This is a genomic window from Nocardia sp. NPDC058518, assembly GCF_042719655.1.
Lineage (GTDB): Bacteria > Actinomycetota > Actinomycetes > Mycobacteriales > Mycobacteriaceae > Nocardia.
This window is the reverse complement of sequence record NZ_JBHXNJ010000001.1, coordinates 787,300-808,444: the sequence shown is the minus strand read 5'-3', so window position 1 is coordinate 808,444 and position 21,145 is coordinate 787,300. Positions and strand designations below refer to the sequence as shown.

Sequence of the window (21,145 nt, the reverse complement as noted above, 5' to 3'; positions counted from 1 at the left end):
GGTGAACCTGAGAGGTTCGCCGCCGCGGCCGCGGCTGTTCACAACGCCCTTACAGTCGTACGACGGTGCGGCCCCGGACGGCACCCGTGAGGATGTCGGAGGCGATCTCGGGGACGCGGTCCAGTCCCACTTCGTGGGAGAGGCTGTCCACCAAGTTCTTCGGTTTGAGGTCTGTGCCGAGTCGCAGCCACACGGCGGCGCGGACATCCTCCGGGCACAGGACGGAGTCGATCCCCAACAGCGTGACTCCGCGCAGGATGAAGGGCAGCACAGTGGTGTTCAGTGCCGGACCGCCGGTGAGGCCGCAGTTCGCCACGGCGCCGCGGTAGCGCGTGGTTCGCAGCAGGTAGGCGAGTGTGTCGCCACCGACCGGGTCCACGCTGCCTGCCCACAGCTCGCCCTCGAGCGGAAAGTGGCTCTTCGCGGAGACGTCTTCGCGGTCGAGGACCTCGGACGCGCCCAATTCCCGGAGGTAGTCGTGCTCCGCGGGCTTTCCGGTACTGGCGACGACTTCGTAGCCGAGTCCGGCGAGCATACTCACCGCGGTGCTGCCGACGCCGCCGGTGGCGCCGGTCACGAGCACGCGGCCATCGCCTGGCACGAGCCCGTTCTCCTCCAGCCGTTGGATCGAGAGGGCTGCGGTGAAGCCGGCGGTGCCGAGTGCCATCGCCTCCTTGGCGGTCAGGCCCGGCGGGAGCGGCTCCAGGAATTCGCCGGGCAGGCGTGCGTATTCGGCGTAGCCGCCGAAGCGGTCGGTGCCGAGCCCGCGGCCGATGGCGACGACTTCCTGGCCGACCGTGAAGCGCGGGTCGCTCGATTCGGTCACCGTGCCGGCGATATCGATGCCGGGCACCATCGGGTACGAGGTCACGACTGGGCTCTCCGGGAGGCAGGCGAGGCCATCCTTGTAGTTGATGCTCGAGTACTGCACGCGCACGGTGACGTTGCCTGCGGGTAGGTCGTCGAGCGTGAGCTGCTGCACGCCGGCGCTGAACCCGGTCTCGCTCTTGTTGACAACGAAAGCGTTGAAGGACTTGGACATGACACCTTCCTGAATCGAACACGAACCTAGATAGATTGATCTAGTGAATCGTATGTGCAGGACTATCGGTGCGTCAATTGCTGGAGGGGCCGAGCAGGTGCGACGAGATCACTGTCGGTTCAGCCGTGATCCGCAGTGCCGCTACCTGACAAGAAATGACGGAGGGTGGCCAACATGGACCGCCCTCCGTCATCGTTTCGAGGCAGAATCCGGGCGTGCTAGGCCAGGAATATGCTCAGCGAAGGATGGCGCTTCAGTTCGCGGTGGGGGCGGTAATTGTGATTCCGCGCGCGGCCGCCTCGGCGAATGCGTCATGTTTGTCGATGATCGGCGCGGAAGCGTCGATCCGTGAAACGCCCGGCACATCGCCGTAGTCGTCACCGAGGTCCTCGCCCATGACCTTCGCGAAGTTGGAGTCTGTGTACAGCCGCTCGCCGGAGATCAGCTTCAGGTCGGCATCGAAGCTGATCACGACCAAGTACATGCCGGTATAGCGCTCGCCCTCGAGGGTGAACGACACCCACGCTTCCCGGATCAGTGTGTTCGATGCCGATGCGTGCACTCGTTTTTCCGCGGCGATATCGTACTTGCCCGTGTTCGGCAGTACCCGCCGATAGTGTTCACGGACCGCGCCGGTCCCGTCCGCCGCCCAGCCGAAGTTCGGAAACTCGTAGTGCGGGTTCGGGGACACCGTCGCCATCGTTGCCTCGATGTCCTGCTCCAGCTCCGCCTTTTCGTGCGCGAGCAGGATGTCTTCCATTTCCTTGAAGGTCAGTTCTTTCATGTGACAAATATTCGATGAGTGTGAGCTGAAAGTCAATACTCGTACGACGATTATAAATCGTGCCACAAACAATTCCGGCGCCGCACATCATATGACCGCAAAAGGCCAGCCACTGTATGAATGGCTTGCCTTTCATGGGCACATGTATGTGCGGCGCCGCGGGCTGCTGACCAGGCGTTTTCTCGATAGGTGAGTGCGCCGAAAAGTTGAACGGCGCACAAAAGAATTGCTCCTCTGTCAGGGTGGATTGCGGATCGGGAATAGGTATGGGTAGCTATTCTCCTGGCCGGTTCACCGTAATCGCAACCAGATCTGTCGTCCCTCTGGGATGACAGATCTGCACTGTTGACCCGCTGGCGGGCGAGTGTCCGGATCATGGTGACGAAATGTGTATAGATAGATTGATCTACTAGATAGTGTAACCTCGTGTCTTCCAGCTCGTCAACGGTTGACGAGCAGCTGCCCGGTCGCGATGGGGACGTCGAAGTCGCCGGCGGCGGTGTCCAGCACGAGCTCGGCGATCCGCGCCCGGTGTTCCTCGGCGCTACCGAGCAGGACGGCGTCGGTGAAGGCGCGCTTGAAGTAGAGGTGTACCTGGTGCTCCCAGGTGAACCCGATACCGCCGTGCACCTGGACGGTATCGGCAGCGATGCGGGTGAAGGCTGCCGAGCAGGTTGCCTGGGCGATCGACGCCGTCAGCGCCGGGTCGTCGGTACCGTCCTGCAGCGTCCACGCGCCGTAGTAGGCCGCGGAGCGCGCGTGTTCCTGGTCGACGAGCATGTCGGCGAGCCGGTGTTTGACGGCTTGGAACGAACCGATGGGCCGACCGAACTGTCGCCGTTGCTTGGCATACGAGATGCTCAGATCGAGCAGGTGCTGGGCGCCGCCCACCTGCGCGGCGGCCAGCAGTACGGCGCCGGTGTCCATGGCGTGCCGGCAGATCCGAGGTGTCTGCGCGGGGCCGGCGAGTAGCCGGGCTGCCGCGTCGGCGAACCGGACGGTGGCTTGTGGCCGGGTCGGGTCCAGTGTGGACAGGGCGGTGCGCTGCACTCCGGGACCGGTGGCGTCGACCACGAACAAACTCACCCCGTCCGGACCGGCCGCGGCGACGAGCAGGTCGTCCGCGGTGCTCGCGTCGACGACGCGCTCGATGGTCCCGGACACTGTCCACGCGTTCCCGGAGCCGGTGGCCCGTACCGTCACGGCCTCGACGGCCAAGCGCCTGGCCCGGTCGGGGGCGGCGAAGGCGGCGGTCCGGACTCCGGCGACGAGCCGGCTCAATGTTTCGGTACGGGCCTGCGTGTCCGGCGCGGCGACCAGCGCGGGGATCGACAACGCGAGGGTGCCGACAACGGGGCCGCAGAACAGGGCGGCGCCCAGTTCCTCGGCGACGATCGCGGCGTCGACAATGCCACCGCCCGAGCCGCCGAGGTCCTCCGGCACGCCGAGCCCGAGTACGCCCAGCTCGGATCCGAGTCGGACCCAAGCCTTGGGGTCGAACGGAGACTCGGACTCCATCAGCCGCCGCACGGTCGCTTCGTCGGAGTTCTCCGCGCAGAAGGCGCGTACCGCTCGGCGCAGCTCCTGCTGCTCCGGCGTGAAGACGAACTGCTTGCTCGGAGTCGAGTTCTGATCAGCCACGGGGCACCTCGCGCCAGGGTCGTCCGGAGTCGGCACGCAGGTCGCCGGGCAAGCCCAGGATCCGCTCGCCGAGAATGTTGCGCAGCACCTCGGAGGTGCCGCCCTCGATGGTGTTGGCGCGGGAGCGCAGGAAGCGCTGCTGCACCGGTCCCAGCTCGTCCTCGCCGAAGTCGTTGTCGCGCATGGTGTAGTCGCCGTAGAGCAGTCCCTCCGGTCCGAGCAGATCCATGCAGAACTCGTAGATCTGCTTGTTCAGCTCGGCGCCGACGAGTTTGCCGATCGACCCCTCTGGTCCGGGGCCGCGCACGGTCGCGGTGGCGCCGGAGCGCGCCGAGGTGAGTCGCTGTGCCTCCGAGCGCACCCAGAGCTGGGTGAGGCGATCGCGCAGCACCGGGGTGTGCCGGTCGGGGCGCCGAGCCCACAGCGCGACGGCGTCGGCGATCGTGCCGTCGCCGCGACGGGTTCCGCTGGCGCCGATCGAATTTCGTTCGTTCATCAGCGTGGTCATGGCGACCTGCCAGCCCGCGCCGATCGCGCCCAGCCGGTGTGCGTCCGGGATCCGGACATCGGTGAGGTAGACCTCGTTGAACTCGGCCTGGCCGGTCATCTGGCGCAGCGGCCGGGTTTCGACACCCGGCGCGCGCATGTCGACGACGAAATAGGTGAGGCCCTGGTGTTTCGGCACATCCGGGTCGGTGCGGGCGAGCAGTAGTGCCCAGCTGGCGCGATGCGCCAGGGTGGTCCACACCTTCTGCCCGTTCGCCACCCAGCTGTCACCGTCGCGGACGGCCGAGGTCGCCAGTCCGGCCAGATCGGATCCGGCGCCCGGCTCGGAAAACAGCTGACACCAGATGTTCTCGTTGGTTGCGAGCGGGCGCAGCCACCGGCGCTTCAGTTCGTCGGTCCGGGCGTGTTCGATGAGGGTCGGCGCGGCCATGCCGTAGCCGACCGGGTTCACGGCGTACGGCGCGGTGGCCCCCGCCTGGTGAAGGATCGCGGCCGCGACGGTTTGGAGGCCGCGTGAGACGCCGAGCCCGCCGAGGTTCTCGGGGAAGTGCACCCACGACAGACCGGCGTCGAAGCAGGCCCCGAGGAACTCGGTCAGTGGAACGGACCGGGGATCGTGCTCCCGGATGACCCTGCGCGCGGCGTCCGAGACCCGTGCGTAGTCGGCTTCAGCGCTCAACTTCAGCTCCAGTGATCGAGGCATCCTTGCCGGAGGATCGCATTCGGCTCCCTTTTCTTCACCAACAACACGACTAGATAGAACGATCTAGCTAGGGTGACACTAGGGGATGTCGCCCGGTGCGTCAACGTCGAAGATGGCGGAGCGGGGGGCGGGTCGACCAGGCGGTTCCGTGGCAGACGGTTCGCGAATCTCGCCCTCGGTGTCGGTGGTGAGCCGAGGAATGGTGGAACGGAAGGCTCGAAACCCCGGGACCGGCTCGGCACTGAACGGCGGCCTGACCGGGGCGGTGCTGATGAAGGGCGGTATCTGCGTCACGAGAGTCAGTCAATCCGCCGTGTGGGCGCGGTCGTAGCCATCAAACGGCGGGATTGCTGTCGGAAACATCCGCCAGATGGCGGTGCCCGAGAGCGCGGACGATGCCGTCCTGCCCGTCCGATCCGGTCATCGGGCCCGGTGATTCGGGGCTGCCTGGCGGCTGTTGACGCGCTAGATGTCGTATGTCAGGCTGATTTATAGATCAATCTATCTACCTGCGCCCTCGGCGCCGCTCTGGCGTCGCAGGGGAGAAACGCACCGCCGCGCTCGCGGCCCAGTGTTGGGAGACCCCGTGAACCAGTCCACCCCAGTCGTTGTCATGGCGAGTACCGCGACCGGCCCGATCGGCGGGTCGACCGGATCCATGATCGCCTTCGATCCGATGACCGCTGACGCGGGTCCACTGCGCCGGGCGTTCGGGTGCTTCCCCTCCGGGGTCACCGCGGTGTGCGCGATGGACGACGGCGAACCGATCGGCATGGCCGCCAGTTCGTTCACGTCGGTGTCGATCGCACCGCCCCTCGTCTCGGTGTGCTTCCAGACCTCCTCGACCACCTGGCCGAGACTGCGGGACCGGCCCCGGCTGGGGATCAGTGTGCTCGCGGAGGATCACGACAAGATCTGTATGAGCCTGTCCCGGAACGCAACCGACCGCTTCGACGGCATCGCCTGGGATCGTGCCGCATCGGGTGGGGTGTTCGTGCACGGCGCCACCGCGTGGCTGGAGTGTTCCCTGCACACCGAGGTCCCGGCAGGCGACCACGCCGTCGCGTTGTTCGAGATCCACGGCATGTGGGCGGATCCCGAGGCCGCGCCGCTGGTCTTCCACGGCAGCCGATTCCGTCGACTCGCTACGCACTGACAGCAGAGGGCCTCAGCGCCGATACTCGACGCTGAGGCCCGGGCGAACATACTCGAGCCGGTTCGTTCAGAAGATCGAATATCCGCCGTCGATCACGATCTCGTCGCCGGTGTGGAATCCGCCGACCCCGCCGGCGAGATATACCGCCAGTCGTGAGAAATCATCCGGCTCGCCCCACCGGCGCTGCGGCATCCGCTTCATGACGTTCTCCCCGAACGCCGAGTTCTGCATCTCCCGGGAGATCAGCGGCGTCTCGGTCCAGCCGGCGATGATCGAGTGCGCGTTGATCCGGTGTCGCGCCAACTCCACCGCGCACCCTCTGATCATCGCCGACAGCCCCGCCTTGCTCGCCGCGTAGGACTGGCCACGCGGGGTTCCGTGAATCGTCGAAACGCTCGACGTGCCGACGAGTACGCCCCCGCCGCCGCGCTCCACCATGTGGGCAGCCGCGGTGCGCAGCGTGAGGAACGCCCCGTCGAGATTTACCCGGGTGACCTCCCTGAAGTCCGCGAGACTCGTCTCGACGAACGGCGTATCGGGAGCGCGAGTGCCCGCGTTCGCGAAGCAGGAGTCGACCCTGCCGAAGTGGTCGAGGGTCTCCGCGAAGCTCGCTGTCACGGCGTCCTCGTCGCCTACATCGCAGCGGATCGCCCGCACGCGGGTGCTGTGTTTCGCGAGCTCCTGCGCGGCCTTCTCGTTGCGCTCGGCATTGGTGCCCCAGATGCAGACATCGGCACCGCACCGGGCGAGTCCGTGTGCCATGCCGAGTCCGATCCCGGAGTTTCCTCCAGTGATCAACGCGACGTGTCCGGTGAGGTCGAAAAGCGAGGTCAAGCCAAATCCTCCGGGTCGTCCCCGGCCGTGCCGGGAAGAGTGTCGAAACGGCCGGGCACGCGGCCGGGGGATGTCGGGGCCACCGATCATCCTGTGCCATCCGCGCCGGTGGCGGGGACCGGAGAGCCGCTTCAGCGCAGCTCGGAGAAACCTGTCGGGTCGAGGAACTTCGTCGTTGCGCTGGCGGTGACCTGTTCACCATCGGACCTCGCTGCGGTCCACTCGGGGTCGGCCCAGAAGGCCTCCCACGACTTCGCCGCGGCCGCTCGGCTGGCGTGGGCCACGAGATAGACGAGAGTCTCGGTGGGATTGCCGTCGTCGTCGGTCGCCACCCAGAAGCCGATGTTGGTCATCCCGTGTTTCTGGAACAGCGGGGCGGCGTGATCGCGAAAGCGGCCCAGGAGCGCGTCGATCTTGCCCGGTACCGCGTCGTACGTGCGGAGTTCGAAGATTCGAGTGTCAGTCACTAGATCAATCTATCAAGTCTGGCGACCGCCGACAACGGCATGCGTCGGTAGGCTGTTCGGCGCTGGGGTGAACGTCACAGCACGACAGATTGATCTAGCGGGGTAATCTGGACGTATGTCTCCCTCCTCGTCAACCCTTGGTAAGCAGCCGGAAACGCGAACACGGCTCGTGGAGTCCGCGGCGGAGCTGTTCAGCCGGCAGGGCTTCGGGGCCACCGGCATCAAGGCCGTCCTCGCCGCAGCCGAGGCGCCCTATGGATCGCTGTACCACTTCTTCCCCGGCGGCAAGCAGGAACTCGGCGCCGCTGCCCTGGCCCACGGTGGCACGCGCTACCGGGAGTTACTCGAGTCGGTGTACCCGCCCGGGGCCGACGTCGTCGAGGCGACGGCGGCCTCCTTCGTCCAGGCGGCGGAGCTGCTCGCGCAGACCGACTACGGCTACGCCTGCCCGATCGCGACGATCGCCTTGGAAGTGGCCAACAACGACGAGGTGATGCGGACCGCCGCCGCCACGGCCTTCGAGTCGTGGCTGGAGGTTCTCGAAGAGCGCTTCACCACGGCCGGGATGACCGCCGAACGCGCCCGCGAGGTCGCGGTGGAGATCTTCTGCCTGATAGAAGGATCGGTGCTGCTGTCGCGGACCACGCGATCGCCGGCGCCGCTGCACACCGCCGGGCGGGCCGCGACCAACGCCGTCGCCGCTGGACTCGCGGCTGGTCGGTACGACCGCACAGGTCAGGGCAACGTCAGTCGGTAAGCGGATCCGCTACCGAGTGCTGGTCCGGGTCGGCAACAGGGCCGACGGTCGGCGACTCGGCGGAGTTCTCGACAGTGGCCGGGGGCCGACGGACACCGCGATCATCTTCGGCTGACCGGTTGACGACGTCCCGATGGTGAGTGGCTGCGGCGCAGCCGATTTCGTGCTGTTGCTCGCAGTACGGGGCCTACTGGCCGGACTGTGCGGAGAGCCGCCGGTCCAGGGTCTCCGGTGGTCTGACCGTCGCGATCGCCGTGCCGATCGCGTGGCGCACCGAATTCTGTGATTCCTACGCGGTCCCAGTGAGCCGAATGCGGCTGCGGCCGAGTAGTGCTGTCGCCTACCCGGCAGTTGGCGGGCGATGTGCGGCTACCGCACGACGAATGGCGGGTAGTGAGCCCGCGGCCCACCGCAGAGACTTCATCTGATCCGAAGTCTTTCGCGAGGTGGGCAGATGATGCGACCAGTAGCTTGTCGGTCCGCCCTGCGGTGTGCTGAAGCCGATCGCGATGGCGATGCGCGAAACATTCATGGATGCCCGGTGTGGAGCGGGGTGGCTGACGCCGCCGTTCTCCCCGGGATGCGCGGCGCCGGTCGGACGAATTCCCGTTTTCGAGTTGCCTCCAGAGGGTTGACGGACCGGGAAGATTCCGCTTACTCTGACGGCGATAGATCAATCTATCTAGTCGTCTACCGATCGCACGCTACCTATGGCTGGAACCGCCGGGCGTGGTCATGTGACACCGGTGGGCTCGAGGCCAGCGGAGGCAAATGATGGGCATCAAACGCGTTGGACACGTCGTGGTGAAAATGCGCGATCTAGAGGCGGCCAAACGCTTCTACGGCGGGATCCTCGGCATGACGATCTCCTCGGAATCGGACATTGCGATCTTCTTCCGATTCGCCGATTACCACCACGACATCGGGGTGTTCAAGGTGCCCGAGGACGCCGGGTCGCCGCAGGACGGTCAGGTCGGTCTGCTGCATTTCGCACTGGTCGTCGACAGTCAGGAGTCGCTCGTGCGGATGCATGAGCACCTGCAGGCCGAGGGCGTCACGATCGAGGCCATGTTCGACCACGGCATGACCCGGAGCCTGTACGTCAAGGATCCCGATGGCAACGCGATCGAGATCTATTGCGAGGTACCGGAGTACGACTGGCGGACGAACGACGACTTCGTCGGCTTTCTCAAGCCGATCGACGTCGAGGCGCTCATTCCCTGATGTCGGCACCGAATCCGAGAACTCAGAGTGAGCTCCTCCCGGTGCTTGCTTTCACACCCACCCGGTGTTGTCGCCGGGAAGTCAGAACTAGAGGTTGCAATGAAGCTCCTGGCACATGATGTCGACAGCCACGAAATGATTCCCGGTCACCTGCTCGGGGATGTTTTCGGCCAGCCGGGTCGAATTATGGGAAATCTCTTCGATGTCGCGGACCGGCTCCGTCCCGACCCGAGTCCGACCAATATGCACCAGCCGAACGTGGCCGGGGACACGGTGCCGATCGACTCGAAGGCGGTGTGGGAGATCAAGGGGCCGACGGCTCCGAGCGCGATCGACCTCGGGCGCCGGGTAGAGGTCCTCGACGTCATGGGGGTCGATCGTCAGCTGGTCTTCCCGACCACGGCGATCGGCGCGATGATGGTCGGCGGCATGGACGACCTCGGCTTCGAACTGCGCTGGGGCGGTGACGAATCCGTGTTCGAGGGGATGTCGAGGCCGGACTTCGCCAAGAGCTTCCTGCGCGCGTACAACGACTGGGTCATCGACAACGCGGTCCTGGCCGATGGTCGAATCCGGCTCGTCGGGATCGTCCCGACCAGCCCGGATGTCAGCGAGATGATCGACACGGCGAAGCGGCTGGTCGACGCCGGTGTTCGCGCGGTGTACCTGCAGGCCGACGAGCCGCCGGGCGGGGTCTCGCCGGCGCATTCGGCACTCGACCCGCTGTGGGGGCTTTTCGAGGCCGCGAATGTCGCGGTCACGCTGCACATCGGTACCGAGTTCGCCTTCCTCGATCCGCGGTGGACCGTCGCCGAGACCTTCCAGGATCTGTTCCAGTCGCCGGAAATCCCGAACGCCAATATTCAGCTCTTCTCGACCGTGCACACGGCAATCGACAATTATCTGTCGGCGTTGGTGCTCGGGGGAGTGTTCGAGCGATTCCCGCGGCTGCGAGTCGGCCTCCTCGAGGTCGGTGCCTATTGGGTCGGGCCGGCCGCTCGGCGAATGGATATGTACATCGGGGTATTCCCCGGTGCGGCCGCTGCGAAATTCCCGCTGAAGCCGTCGGAATACATCGCCCGAAACGTGCGGGTGTCACCGTTCAATTTCGAGCCCGTCGACCGCTACTTCCAGGATGATCCGAATCTGGCCGACGTGTACTGCTATTCGACCGACTATCCGCACGTCGAGGGCACGAAGGACTCGATGAGCAAGATGCTCGCGAAGGTCGAACCGCTCGGCGAGGAAATCACCACGAAGTTCTTCCGCTCGAATGCCGAGTGGCTCTTGCCGTAATCGACGCCCGACGAGGCCACCGTCCGGTACTTCGGTCCTGGGCGGTGGCTCGTCGGTGCGGCCCTGTCAGCCACCTGACGAATGTCCGCGCACCGAACAGAAAGTTCTCCATGCCGCACACCGCTGCAACCCGCTACCTCACTGCCCTTGCCGAGCAAGGCATCGAGTGGTTCTTCGTCAACGCGGGGACCGACTTCGCGCCGATCGTCGAGGCCTACGCCGACAACAAGCAGGAGGGTGGCCCGACACTGCCGATCCCCGTCCTGTGTGCCCACGAGAACCTCGCCGGGGGCATGGCGCACGGCGCCGCGCTGGTGACGGGACGGCCGCAGGCGCTGATGCTGCACGTCAATGTCGGCACGGGTAACGCTGTCTGCTCGGTCGCCAACGCCGCGCGTGACCGGGTCCCGTTGCTCGTCACCGCCGGTCGCTCGCCGATCCTCGAGTTCGGCGCCACCGGTGCGCGTGACCTGCCGATCCACTGGTCGCAGGAGATGTTCGACCAGGCGAGCATGGTGCGCGAGTTCGTCAAATGGGACTATGAGTTGCGCGATCCGCGTCAGGTCGAGGCCGTCGTCGACCGCGCACTGAGCGTCGCCACAGCCCACCCGCGTGGTCCTGTGTACCTCTCGCTTCCGCGTGAGGTACTCGCCGAGACGGCCGACGAACCCGTGCGGGCACAGCCGCGCACGCCGGTTCCGACCGCATTGCAGCCCGACCCCGCCGCGATCGACGCGCTCGCCGACCGGCTCGCCGCGGCCGAGTTCCCCGTCATCGTGGCCGCCGCGGCAGGCGCCGAGACCGAGTCCGTCGGCCTGCTCGCCGAGTGCTGCACCCGGTTCGCGCTCGGGGTCGCTGACCCGTGGGCTCGCTACCTGAACATTCCTTCCGATCATCCACACCGCGTCGGCTCCGACGTGGCGGCCGTCCTCGAACGGGCCGATGTCGTGGTGTTCGTCGAGTGCGATGTCCCGTGGATCCAGGCGCGCACCGCGCCGTCGGCCGACTGCTTCGTCGCCCAGGTGGGCGTCGACCCGCTGTTCACCACCTACCCGATGCGGTCGCACCGCTCGGACCTCAACATCAGCGCCACGCCGACCGCGTTCCTCACCCGGTTGATCGAGGCACTCGAGGTGCGCGCCGACCGCATCGATCAGGGTCGGGCCGAACAGATTCGTGCGCTGGCCGCGGCCGGCCGGGCCGCCGTCGGCGAACTGCGCGACACCGAGCTCGCCCGTGGCGACGAGGACGTGATCACCACGGCGGCGATCTCCGCCGTTCTGGGCGACCTGCTCGACGACGACGACATCGTGTTCAACGAGTACGTGTCCTACCCCGACCTGCTGGGCCGCACGGAGCCCGGCACGTACTACTTCCTGCCCGCGTCGGGAGGTCTCGGATGGGGCTTGCCCGCGGCGCTCGGCGCCAAGTATGCCGCGCGGGACCGCACCGTCGTCGCCACCCTCGGCGACGGCGCCTACATGTTCGCCAACCCTGCGGCGTGCCACCACGCGGCCGCCAAACACGACCTGCCGGTGCTGACCATCGTGGCCAACAACAGCAACTGGACCGCGGTCGACATGGCGACGTACCTCGTCTACCCGGACGGCACGGCGGCCACCACCGGCGAGGACCGCTTTTCCAACCTCGCCCCCTCGCCGGACCTGGCGGCCTACTGCGTCGCCTCGGGCGGCCATGGCGCGACGGTCCACCACCGCAGCGAGCTCGAGGGCGCGATCAAGGAGGCGCTGCGCGTAGTGCGTGACGAGGGACGTCAGGCGCTGCTCGACATCCGCTGCAAATGACCCGTCGTCACCACTGCCGATCGTTTCACCTGATGGAGATCTGATGCGATACAACCACGCCGAGCTTTTCGCCGGCGTCGCCGCGGCGAAACCCGAGCACGACTGCATCGTGTTCCGGGACCGGCGGCTGACCTACCGCGACGTGTCGGCGCGAGTCAACCGGCTGGCGAATCTCCTGCTGTCGCAGGGGATCACGATCTACCAGCCGCGCTCCGACCTGCATCCGTGGGAGTCGGGCCAGGACCATGTCGCGCTGTATCTGTACAACGGCAACGAGTACCTGGAGGGGATGCTGGGCGCCGCGGCCGCCCGGGCGGCGTCGTTGAACGTCAACTACCGATACGTCGAAGCCGAACTCGCCTACCTGCTCGACGACTCCGCGCCGCGCGCGATCATCTACCACGCCCGTTTCGCTCCGACGCTGGCGGCGGTCCTCGACTCGCTGCGCGCGAAGCCGACGTTGCTGCTCCAGGTGGCGGACGAATCCGGCAACCCGCTGCTCCCCGGCGCTCTCGACTACGAGCAGGCCCTCGCGGCCTCCTCCGCCGATGCTCCCGAGACGGCACCGGACCCCGACGACCTCTACATGGTCTACACGGGTGGCACCACCGGGATGCCGAAGGGCACGCTGTGGGCTCAGGCGGAAATCCTGGAGAGCGCCCTGGCGGCTTTTCTGCCGGCAGGCATCTTCGACGTCGCGTCGCTCATCGAGGGCATCGCTCTGGCCGTGTCCGGTGATCGGCGAGTCGTGCTGCCGCTGCCTCCACTCATGCATGCCGCAGCCCAGTGGCTCGCCCTGGCCGGTGTATTGACCGGCGGCACCGTCGTATTCCCCGATGTCGTGGACCGGCTCGACGCCGCCTCGGTCTGGGAGGTGATCGACCGCGAGGGCGTGCAGCTGATGAACCTCGTCGGCAACTCGTTCGCGACGCCGCTGTGCGATGAGTTCGAGCGGGGCGGCTACCACGGGCGTTCCCTGCAGCTGATCGGTACCGGCGGCGCCGTCGCGAGCGCATCGGTCAAGGACCGCATCCTGGCGCTGCTTCCACACATCGCCATCGCCGACGTCGCCGGTTCCTCGGAGACCGGCTCACAGTTGTCGAACCTGAGTACCAGTGCTGCACCGGCTACTTCCGGTGTCTTCACCGCGGCGCGGGGTACCTGCGTAGTGGACGACGACGGTCGCCGGATCCTCGAACCGGGTGATACCGAAACCGGATGGCTGGGCCGGCACAGCACCATACCGTTCGGGTACCTCGGCGACCGCGCCAAGACCGAGCGCACGTTCCCGATCATCGAAGGCCGCCGCGTGGCGTTGCCCGGCGACCGGGCGCGACTGCGGGCCGACGGCAGCATCGAGCTCCTCGGTCGCGACTCGGTGACGATCAACTCCGGCGGCGAGAAGATCTTCGCCGAGGAGGTCGAGGAGGCGTTGATCGCCCATCCCGCCGTTCGCGATGTGATCGTCGTCGGTAGGCCGAGCGAGCGATGGGGCAGCGAGATCGTCGCGGTCGTACAGCTACTACCCGGACACGACCCCACCGACCGAGAACTGCTGGCCGAGGCCGAGCAACGGCTCGCCCGGTACAAGCTGCCGAAAGCCATCGTCCGCGTGGACGTGGTGGTCCGGAGCCCCGCGGGAAAGGCCGACTACCGATGGGGCCGCGATATCGCCGCCCAGAATTCGCCCGCACAGAAGGAACCGAGCAGATGACCATGACCACAGCACCGATCGTCGACGTGGCGCCCGAGGAATTGCAGCGTCTCCTCGACGCCCTGCGAGCCGCCCAGGCTCTGGATCCGATTCCGGACGCCCCGACCCGGCGTGATCGTATCGACCGTTTCGTCGCGGCCGTTCTCGAGCACGGCGACGAGCTCGCCGCGGCTCTCGACGCCGACTTCGGCGGTCGGCCCCCCACTATTTCGATGGAACTCGACATCCTCGGTGGGTTGGAGACAATCGCCTTCGCCCGGACGCAACTCGAGACTTGGATGGCGCCGACCGAAGTGCCGGCGGCCATGGGCGGTGCGATCCCGGCCTATGTCCAGAATCGTCCCAAGGGAGTGGTCGGAGTCATCGGCCCGTGGAACTTCCCTGTCGCGCTTGTGCTCGTGCCCGCCGTCGAAGCACTCGCCGCGGGGAATCGGGTCATGATCAAGTTCTCCGATATGGCGCCGAGGACCGGCGCTGTCTTCGCTCGCGCGGTGGCCTCGCGGATGAGTCCCGAAGAGGCCGTCGTCGTCAATGGTGGATTGGCCACTGCCACTGCGTTTTCCGACCTGCGGTTCGACCACCTCTTCTTCACCGGCTCACCGAAGGTGGGACGACTGGTCGCGACTGCCGCCGGACGGAATCTGGTTCCGGTGACGCTCGAGCTCGGCGGTAAGAACCCTGCCGTCGTGGCGCCGGACGCCGATGTCGCCGAGGCCGCGAAACGGCTCGCCGCCGCTCGGCACATCAACAACGGCCAGGTGTGCCTGTCGCCCGACTATGCCTTTGTCCCCGAATCGGGGCGGGACACGTTCGTCGAGTCCTATCGGAATGCCGTGCTCGCGCACTTCCCGACCTTCATCGACAACCCTGATGTCGTGTCGATCGTCAACGACGCGAACTACGCGCGGGTCACAGGGCTCGTCGAGGACGCCAAGTCGAAGGGCGCGACAGAGGTCGTGATCGTGCCGGAGTCGGAGCGGAACCGGGTGCCCGATGCTCAGGTTCGGCGCATCCCGCCCACGCTGCTGCTCGACACCCCGGCCGACGCCGAGATCAACGCCGAGGAGATCTTCGGGCCCGTGCTGGTGGTGCACACCTACCGCGACGTAGACGAAGCCATTTCCTTCGTCGCCGCAGGCGAACATCCACTGTCGTCCTACTGGTACGGCGCCGACACCAGCGACTTCCAGCGGTTCTTGGTGAACACCACGTCAGGTGCGGTGTCGCGCAACGACTTCGGTCTGGCATACGGCAACCACGTCGCGCCCTTCGGCGGGGTCGGGATGAGCGGTTCGGGTGCCTACCACGGTATGGCCGGATTCGATACGTTTTCCCACCAGCGTGTGATCGCCCAGAGCGACCTGCCGATCGGCTTGGCCGCTGCGCTTGTTCCCCCGTTGACACCCGAGCGCGTCGCCGGCGTGGCCGGAGCGGGGCCCGGGGGGACCCCCGAGATAAGAGGGCGGGTTGGTAAGAGCGTCGCTTGGCGAGGGTGTGGCGGGGGGGGTGTTGTGCGACCCGCCGTCCGCCCCGGGGGGCGGGGGGGGGGCCGCCCCGCCGCGGCCCCCCCCCCCCCCGCCGATATCACGGCGCGGTTGCATCGTCCGGACGAGCGGAGCTGATGATGAGCGAGTTCGAAACCATCCGCTACGAACGGCCTGCCGAGAAGGTCGCTCGGATCGTGCTCGACCGCGCCGAAGCGCGCAACGCGCAGAGCATGCGGATGCTCTATGAGCTCAACGACGCCTTCGACCTTGCGGCGCAGGACGATTCGATCAGTGTGATCATCCTCGCCGCGAACGGACCACACTTCTCCGCCGGACACGACCTGCGCGACAGCGAGGCCTTGCAGGTCGTGACCGATCACCGGCGGGTCGGCACGTGGTGCGGTTTCGGTTGCGCCGGTGCCGAATCGCAGATGGCGGTCGAGAAGGAGATGTATCTGGGGCTGTCCGAGCGGTGGCGCAACCTCCCGAAACCGACCATCGCCGCCGCTCAGGGCAAGGTCATCGCCGGTGGCCTCATGCTCGTGTGGCCGTGCGATCTGATCGTGGCGGCCGACGACGCGCTGTTTCAGGACAACACCGTGTCGATGGGTGTGTCCGGTGTGGAGCTCTTCCAGCATCCGTTCGAGGTGGGTGTCCGGAAGGCGAAGGAGATGTTGTTCACCTCCGACTTCCTCACGGCCGCCGAAGTGCATCGGCTCGGCATGGTGAACCACGTCGTACCTCTGGCCGAGCTGGAGTCGTTCACGCTGCAGCTGGCCTCGCGCATCGCCGAGAAGCCGCTGTTCGCACTCAGACTCGCGAAGGAGGCCGTCAACGTCGCCCAGGACAACCAGGGCCGCGCCAACGCTCTGCAGACCTCCTTCGCTTACCACCAGCTGTGCCACAGCCACAACCAGCAGGTGCACGGCACGCTGATCGATCCGGGGTTCATGCAGCGGACGTTCGGGGCGAAGGCGGGAGCGGGGGCGGGGTCATGATCCGGCGCTCCGGTTTCCACCTCGATTGATCTACAGTCCCACCGCTCGAGAGGCCGAGATGACCAACGTTGTGCTCATCGATGCGGGCCGATCGGGAGTCGTTCCGGATGACCCCGACCTGCCCGAAACGCCCACCACGCTCGCCGAGGACGTGATCGCGGCGCTGCTACGCAGAAGCTGCCTCGACCGATCGGAGCTGACCGAGCTGTTTCTCGCCGACCCCCGCTGCCTGTCGACCGGCTGCTCGGTCGGGCAGGCCGGTTGGGTCGTCGACCCACCGCCGCTCGGTCTGACCACCACGGCGGGCGCGAGCAGTTCGCTGAGCATGGCGCAAGCGATACGAACGATCGAGAAGTACCCAGACGCCGTCGTCGTCGTCGCGGCGGCCGACTTCGGAATGAGTACGTCGTGGCTCGGCGGCGGTGCCGCCGAGCTGTACCGACAGCAGCACATGGCCCGAGTTGCCGCGGCCTGGTGGGGTATCGCTCCCGATGAGATGGCCGGCTGGGCCCGCTCGTCCTATTCGCGGTCCGCGGAGTGCGCTGCGGCCGGGGACTTCGTGGCCGAGATCGTGTGTACCACACCCGGTTACCTCGCCGACTGCTTCCACAAGCCGGAGGCAGGTGATTCGTTCAGAGGCGGGACGGGTGACAGCACGATGTCCGGGCAGGGCCTCATCGACGACGGATCGGCGGTCACCGCCCGCCCGGCCCGTGGTGCGAGCGCGATGCTGCTCACCAGCGAGCCGAACGCGATCAGGCTGGGGCTGCGTGTCCGGGCCCGCCTGCATGCCACCGGTGCGATCCGGTCGACCACCGAGTTCGGCATCGCCCCACTCGGTTCGCACGCTGTCGATCAACTCCTTGCTCCCGGCGGTTTCTACGTCGGCGGTCTCGACCAGCTCGAGGTTCCGGAACAGTACGCCGTCACGCCGGTGGCCTGGATCAAGGAAACCGGAATGTGTGAGTACCTCGTGAACCCGCGCGGAGGGGACCTCGCGTTCGGCTACCTGCCCCGGTCCGGCCATCTGCGGTCGCTGGTCACGATGCTGAATTCGCTGGAAGACACCGGTGGCAGGGCCGGGGCCCTCGTGGCCTCCGACGCCCGCCGAACCACCGCCTTCGTCCTCACCGTCGCTGACTGAACCCGGCGGTGCGCGAAATATCGAACAGCTGGACGAGAGGAAAGATCAATTGTGAGTAACGAGGCCTACATCTACGAGGCGATCCGCACGCCTCGGGGAAAGAACAAGGGCGGAGCGCTCCACGGGACGAAGCCCGTCGACCTGGTGGTCGGCCTGATCAGAGAATTGACCGCCCGCCACCCCGGGCTCGATCCCGCCGCTATCGATGACGTCGTCCTCGGCGTCGTCTCGCCGGTGGGAGACCAGGGTGGCGACATCGCCCGTGCCGCCACTATCGGTGCGGGCCTGCCGGACACCGTCGCCGGGGTGCAATTGAACCGGTTCTGCTCCTCCGGGCTCGAGTCGGTCAACCAGGCTGCGGCGCGGGTGCGTTCGGGCTGGGAATCGCTGATCATCGCCGGCGGTGTCGAGTCGATGTCGCGGGTGCCGATGGGATCCGACGGCGGCCCGATCTACAACGATCCGGCCCTGACCTACGACGCCTCGACCGTGCCTCAGGGGATCGGCGCCGACCTGATCGCGACCATGGAGGGCTTCTCGCGCGAAGACGTCGACGGTTTCGCCGTGCGGTCGCAGGACCGCGCCGAGGCCGCGTGGTCCGGCGGATTCTTCGCGAAATCCGTTGTGCCGGTGCGTGACATCAACGGCGTGACGATCCTCGACCACGACGAGCATCGCCGTCCAGGGAGCACTGTCGAGTCCCTCGGCAAGCTCCGGCCCGCGTTCGAGGGCATCGGCGAACGAAATGGGTTCGACGCCGTGGCGCTGCAGAAATACCACTGGGTCGACAAGATCGACCATGTGCACACCGGCGGGAACTCCTCCGGCATCGTCGACGGCGCCGCGCTGGTGCTGATCGGGAACGAGCAGGTCGGCCAAGACCTCGGACTGACGCCACGCGCCCGCGTGACGGCCGCCGCCATCACCGGATCGGATCCGACGATCATGCTGACCGGACCCACGCCGGCCACCCGCCAGGTCCTCGACCTGGCCGGGCTGACCATCGACGACATCGACCTCTTCGAGCTCAACGAGGCCTTCGCATCGGTCGTCATGAAATGGATGAAGGACCTGAACCTGCCGGCCGAGAAGGTCAACGTCAACGGTGGTGCGATCGCGATGGGGCACCCACTGGGCGCCACCGGCGCGATGATCCTCGGCACCATGGTGGACGAGCTGGAACGGCGACAGGCCCGGCGCGCACTGGTGTCGCTGTGTGTGGGCGGCGGCATGGGTATCGCCACGATCATCGAGCGGGTGTGAGGACATGACCGACACGATTCGCTGGGAGCAGGACGCCGACGGCATCGTCGTGCTGATCCTGGACGACCCCAATCAACCCGTCAACACGATGAACGCCGACTTCCAGGAGTCCTTGACACAGGTCGTGGACCGGCTGGAAGCCGAGCGGGAATCGATCACCGGCGTGGTGATCACCTCGGCGAAGCGCTCGTTCTTCGCAGGTGGCGATCTGCGGGACCTGATCCGGGCCACACCGGAGCACACCGAGCACGTCACCGAATCCACCACCGCCATGAACGCACGGCTGCGCCGCCTCGAGACACTGGGCAAACCGGTCGTGGCGGCTATCAACGGTCTCGCGCTGGGCGGCGGCCTCGAGATCGCGCTCGCGACGCATCACCGCATCGCGGCGGACATTGATGATGTCGTCATAGGATTGCCCGAGGTCACCTTCGGTCTGATGCCCGGTGCGGGCGGAGTCGTCCGCACCACGCGGCTGCTCGGAGTCCAGAGCGCACTCGGCAACGTTCTGCTGCACGGTCAGCGACACGGCCCCGGCCGGGCCAAAGACCTCGGACTCGTCGACGAGTTGGTGTCCTCGGTGGACGAACTGCTGCCGAAGGCCAAGGCGTGGATCGAAGCCAACCCCGGTGCCGTCCAGCCATGGGACGCCGAAGGCTACTGGATGCCCGGTGGCTCGCCTGCGGACCCGGCCTTCGCGGCGAACTTGCAGGCGTTCGCAGGCAACCTGCGCAAACAGGTCAAGGGTGCGCCGATGCCCGCTCCGCGGGCGATCCTGGCCGCCGCGATCGAGAGCGCGCAGGTGGACTTCGACACCGCGGCGCTGATCGAGACCCGCTACTTCGTCAGCATCGTGATCAGTCAGGTCGCGAAGAACATGACCAAGGCGTTCTATTTCGATCTGCGGCGGATCGCTGCGGGCGGTTCACGTCCCGATGGCATCGAGAAGTACACCGCGCGCAAGGTCGGTGTACTCGGTGCCGGGATGATGGGCGCGGCCATCGCCTATGTGACGGCGAAGGCAGGCATCGACGTGGTGCTCAAAGATGTGTCCAAGGAGAAGGCCGAACGGGGCAAGGGCTATGCGGTCAGGCTCGAGCACAAGGCGCTTGCCCGGAGCAAGACAACACAGGAGACCTCGGACGCGGTGCTCGCGCGGATCGAGCCGACGGCCGACCCGGCGGACCTCGCCGGCGTGGACTTCGTGATCGAGGCTGTTTTCGAAAGTCCGGAACTCAAGCACAAGGTGTTCGGCGAGATCGAGAACATCGTCGACCCGGATGCCGTTCTGGGTTCGAACACCTCCACGCTGCCGATCACCGATCTCGCCGAGGGTGTGCAGCGGCCGGAAGACTTCATCGGCATCCACTTCTTCTCACCGGTGGACAAGATGTCACTCGTGGAGATCATCCGCGGCGAGAAGACATCCGACGCGACCCTCGCGAAGGCCTTCGACTACGTCCTGCGGATCGGGAAGACACCGATCGTCGTCAACGACAGTCGTGGCTTCTTCACCTCGCGCGTGATCGGCACGTTCGTCAACGAGGCGATGGCGGCCGTCGGCGAAGGTATCGAGCCCGCGTCGATCGAACAGGCAGGCGCGCAGGCCGGTTATCCGGCTCCGCCGCTGCAGTTGATGGACGAGCTGACCTTGACGCTGCCGCGCAAGGTCCGCCAGGAGACCCGTGCCGCGGTCGAGGCCGCGGGTGGACAGTGGACGCCGCACAGTTCCGAAGCTGTCATCGACCGCATGATCGACGAGTTCGGCCGATCGGGCCGTTCCACCGGTGCCGGCTTCTACGAGTATGTCGACGGTAAACGCACCCGTATCTGGCCCGGCCTGCGTGCGGCGTTCGACAGTGGTAGCACCCAGATCCCGCTCGAGGACCTGCGCGACCGCATGCTGTTCGCCGAGGCACTCGAGACTGTCAAGTGTCTCGACGAGGGAGTGCTGAACTCCGTGGCGGACGCCAACATCGGCTCGCTGCTCGGGATCGGCTTCCCCGCCTGGACCGGCGGGGTCATCCAGTACATCAATCAATTCGAGGGCGGTGTACCGGGTTTCGTGGCGCGGGCCCGAGAACTGGCCGAACGCTACGGTGACCACTTTCTGCCGCCGAAGTCGTTGGTGGAGAAGGCGGAAAAGGGTGAGATCTACGAGTAGGACTACGCGGTGATCATTTCCGCGTTCATCTGGTCCTTCCTCGGCAACCAGAGTCGGGGGGGGGGGGGGGGGCCCCCCCCCCCCCCCCCCAGACCGAACGAGAACACACCAAAAAGAGAGAGCGCGAGAACCCGAGAGAGACACCACAAGCCCCCGCCC

The 21,145-nt window shown here is 66.6% G+C and carries 17 protein-coding genes; 11 read left to right on the top strand and 6 right to left on the bottom strand.

Annotated elements, in window-relative coordinates; genetic code table 11:
- Positions 1-49: 49 nt before the first annotated feature.
- The 4 genes from ACFWPX_RS03535 to ACFWPX_RS03520 all read right to left on the bottom strand — a co-directional run bounded on the left by ACFWPX_RS03535 (position 50) and on the right by ACFWPX_RS03520 (position 4,653).
- Positions 50-1,042, bottom strand: a complete 993-nt coding sequence (locus tag ACFWPX_RS03535) for an oxidoreductase (protein WP_378925640.1) — start codon at positions 1,040-1,042, stop codon at positions 50-52.
- Positions 1,043-1,295: 253 nt separating this feature from the next.
- Positions 1,296-1,802: a hypothetical protein gene (locus ACFWPX_RS03530; protein WP_378925638.1), complete on the bottom strand. Its 507-nt coding sequence runs from the start codon at positions 1,800-1,802 to the stop codon at positions 1,296-1,298.
- Between the two features lie 465 nt (positions 1,803-2,267).
- Positions 2,268-3,467 (bottom strand): acyl-CoA dehydrogenase family protein, encoded by a 1,200-nt coding sequence (locus ACFWPX_RS03525; RefSeq protein WP_378925635.1) that lies wholly within the window; start codon positions 3,465-3,467, stop codon positions 2,268-2,270.
- Positions 3,460-4,653 carry an acyl-CoA dehydrogenase family protein gene (locus tag ACFWPX_RS03520; protein ID WP_378925631.1) on the bottom strand — a complete coding sequence of 398 codons (1,194 nt, stop codon included), beginning with the start codon at positions 4,651-4,653 and terminating at the stop codon, positions 3,460-3,462. The genes ACFWPX_RS03525 and ACFWPX_RS03520 overlap by 8 nt, the downstream gene beginning before the upstream one ends.
- A 682-nt stretch (positions 4,654-5,335) precedes the next feature.
- Between ACFWPX_RS03520 and ACFWPX_RS03515 the strand changes: the two genes are divergently transcribed.
- Entirely contained in the window at positions 5,336-5,833 is a 498-nt protein-coding gene (locus ACFWPX_RS03515; protein ID WP_378926126.1) for a flavin reductase family protein, read from the top strand.
- Between the two features lie 66 nt (positions 5,834-5,899).
- Here the strand turns inward: ACFWPX_RS03515 and ACFWPX_RS03510 are convergent, their stop codons facing one another.
- On the bottom strand, positions 5,900-6,667 hold the full coding sequence (locus ACFWPX_RS03510) for an SDR family NAD(P)-dependent oxidoreductase (protein ID WP_378925629.1): 768 nt from the start codon (positions 6,665-6,667) through the stop codon (positions 5,900-5,902).
- Positions 6,668-6,798: 131 nt separating this feature from the next.
- Complete coding sequence (locus tag ACFWPX_RS03505) at positions 6,799-7,134, bottom strand: NIPSNAP family protein (protein ID WP_378925625.1); 336 nt, start codon at positions 7,132-7,134, stop codon at positions 6,799-6,801.
- Positions 7,135-7,249: 115 nt separating this feature from the next.
- On the opposite strand from ACFWPX_RS03505, the gene ACFWPX_RS03500 reads away from it, so the two are divergent.
- From ACFWPX_RS03500 to ACFWPX_RS03455, 10 genes are all read left to right on the top strand, one after another.
- A complete protein-coding gene (locus tag ACFWPX_RS03500; RefSeq protein ID WP_378925623.1) occupies positions 7,250-7,891 on the top strand; it encodes a TetR/AcrR family transcriptional regulator in 642 nt (213 codons plus the stop codon).
- A 774-nt stretch (positions 7,892-8,665) separates the two neighbouring features.
- Positions 8,666-9,115 (top strand): VOC family protein, encoded by a 450-nt coding sequence (locus tag ACFWPX_RS03495; RefSeq protein WP_378925621.1) that lies wholly within the window; start codon positions 8,666-8,668, stop codon positions 9,113-9,115.
- A 99-nt stretch (positions 9,116-9,214) separates the two neighbouring features.
- Positions 9,215-10,411, top strand: a complete 1,197-nt coding sequence (locus ACFWPX_RS03490) for an amidohydrolase family protein (RefSeq protein WP_378925619.1) — start codon at positions 9,215-9,217, stop codon at positions 10,409-10,411.
- A 110-nt stretch (positions 10,412-10,521) separates the two neighbouring features.
- On the top strand, positions 10,522-12,216 hold the full coding sequence (locus tag ACFWPX_RS03485; RefSeq protein WP_378925616.1) for a thiamine pyrophosphate-requiring protein: 1,695 nt from the start codon (positions 10,522-10,524) through the stop codon (positions 12,214-12,216).
- 43 nt (positions 12,217-12,259) lie between these two features.
- Positions 12,260-13,930, top strand: coding sequence for an AMP-binding protein (locus tag ACFWPX_RS03480; protein WP_378925614.1), 1,671 nt, complete (start codon positions 12,260-12,262; stop codon positions 13,928-13,930).
- Positions 13,927-15,552 (top strand): aldehyde dehydrogenase family protein, encoded by a 1,626-nt coding sequence (locus tag ACFWPX_RS03475; RefSeq protein ID WP_378925612.1) that lies wholly within the window; start codon positions 13,927-13,929, stop codon positions 15,550-15,552. Before ACFWPX_RS03480 ends, ACFWPX_RS03475 begins: the two co-directional genes overlap by 4 nt.
- A 2-nt stretch (positions 15,553-15,554) precedes the next feature.
- Entirely contained in the window at positions 15,555-16,415 is an 861-nt protein-coding gene (locus ACFWPX_RS03470) for an enoyl-CoA hydratase (RefSeq protein WP_378925610.1), read from the top strand.
- 58 nt (positions 16,416-16,473) lie between these two features.
- Positions 16,474-17,559 (top strand): hypothetical protein, encoded by a 1,086-nt coding sequence (locus ACFWPX_RS03465; RefSeq protein WP_378925608.1) that lies wholly within the window; start codon positions 16,474-16,476, stop codon positions 17,557-17,559.
- Between the two features lie 51 nt (positions 17,560-17,610).
- Complete coding sequence (locus tag ACFWPX_RS03460; RefSeq protein WP_378925606.1) at positions 17,611-18,822, top strand: acetyl-CoA C-acetyltransferase; 1,212 nt, start codon at positions 17,611-17,613, stop codon at positions 18,820-18,822.
- Between the two features lie 4 nt (positions 18,823-18,826).
- Complete coding sequence (locus tag ACFWPX_RS03455) at positions 18,827-20,986, top strand: 3-hydroxyacyl-CoA dehydrogenase NAD-binding domain-containing protein (protein ID WP_378925603.1); 2,160 nt, start codon at positions 18,827-18,829, stop codon at positions 20,984-20,986.
- Positions 20,987-21,145: the final 159 nt, after the last annotated feature.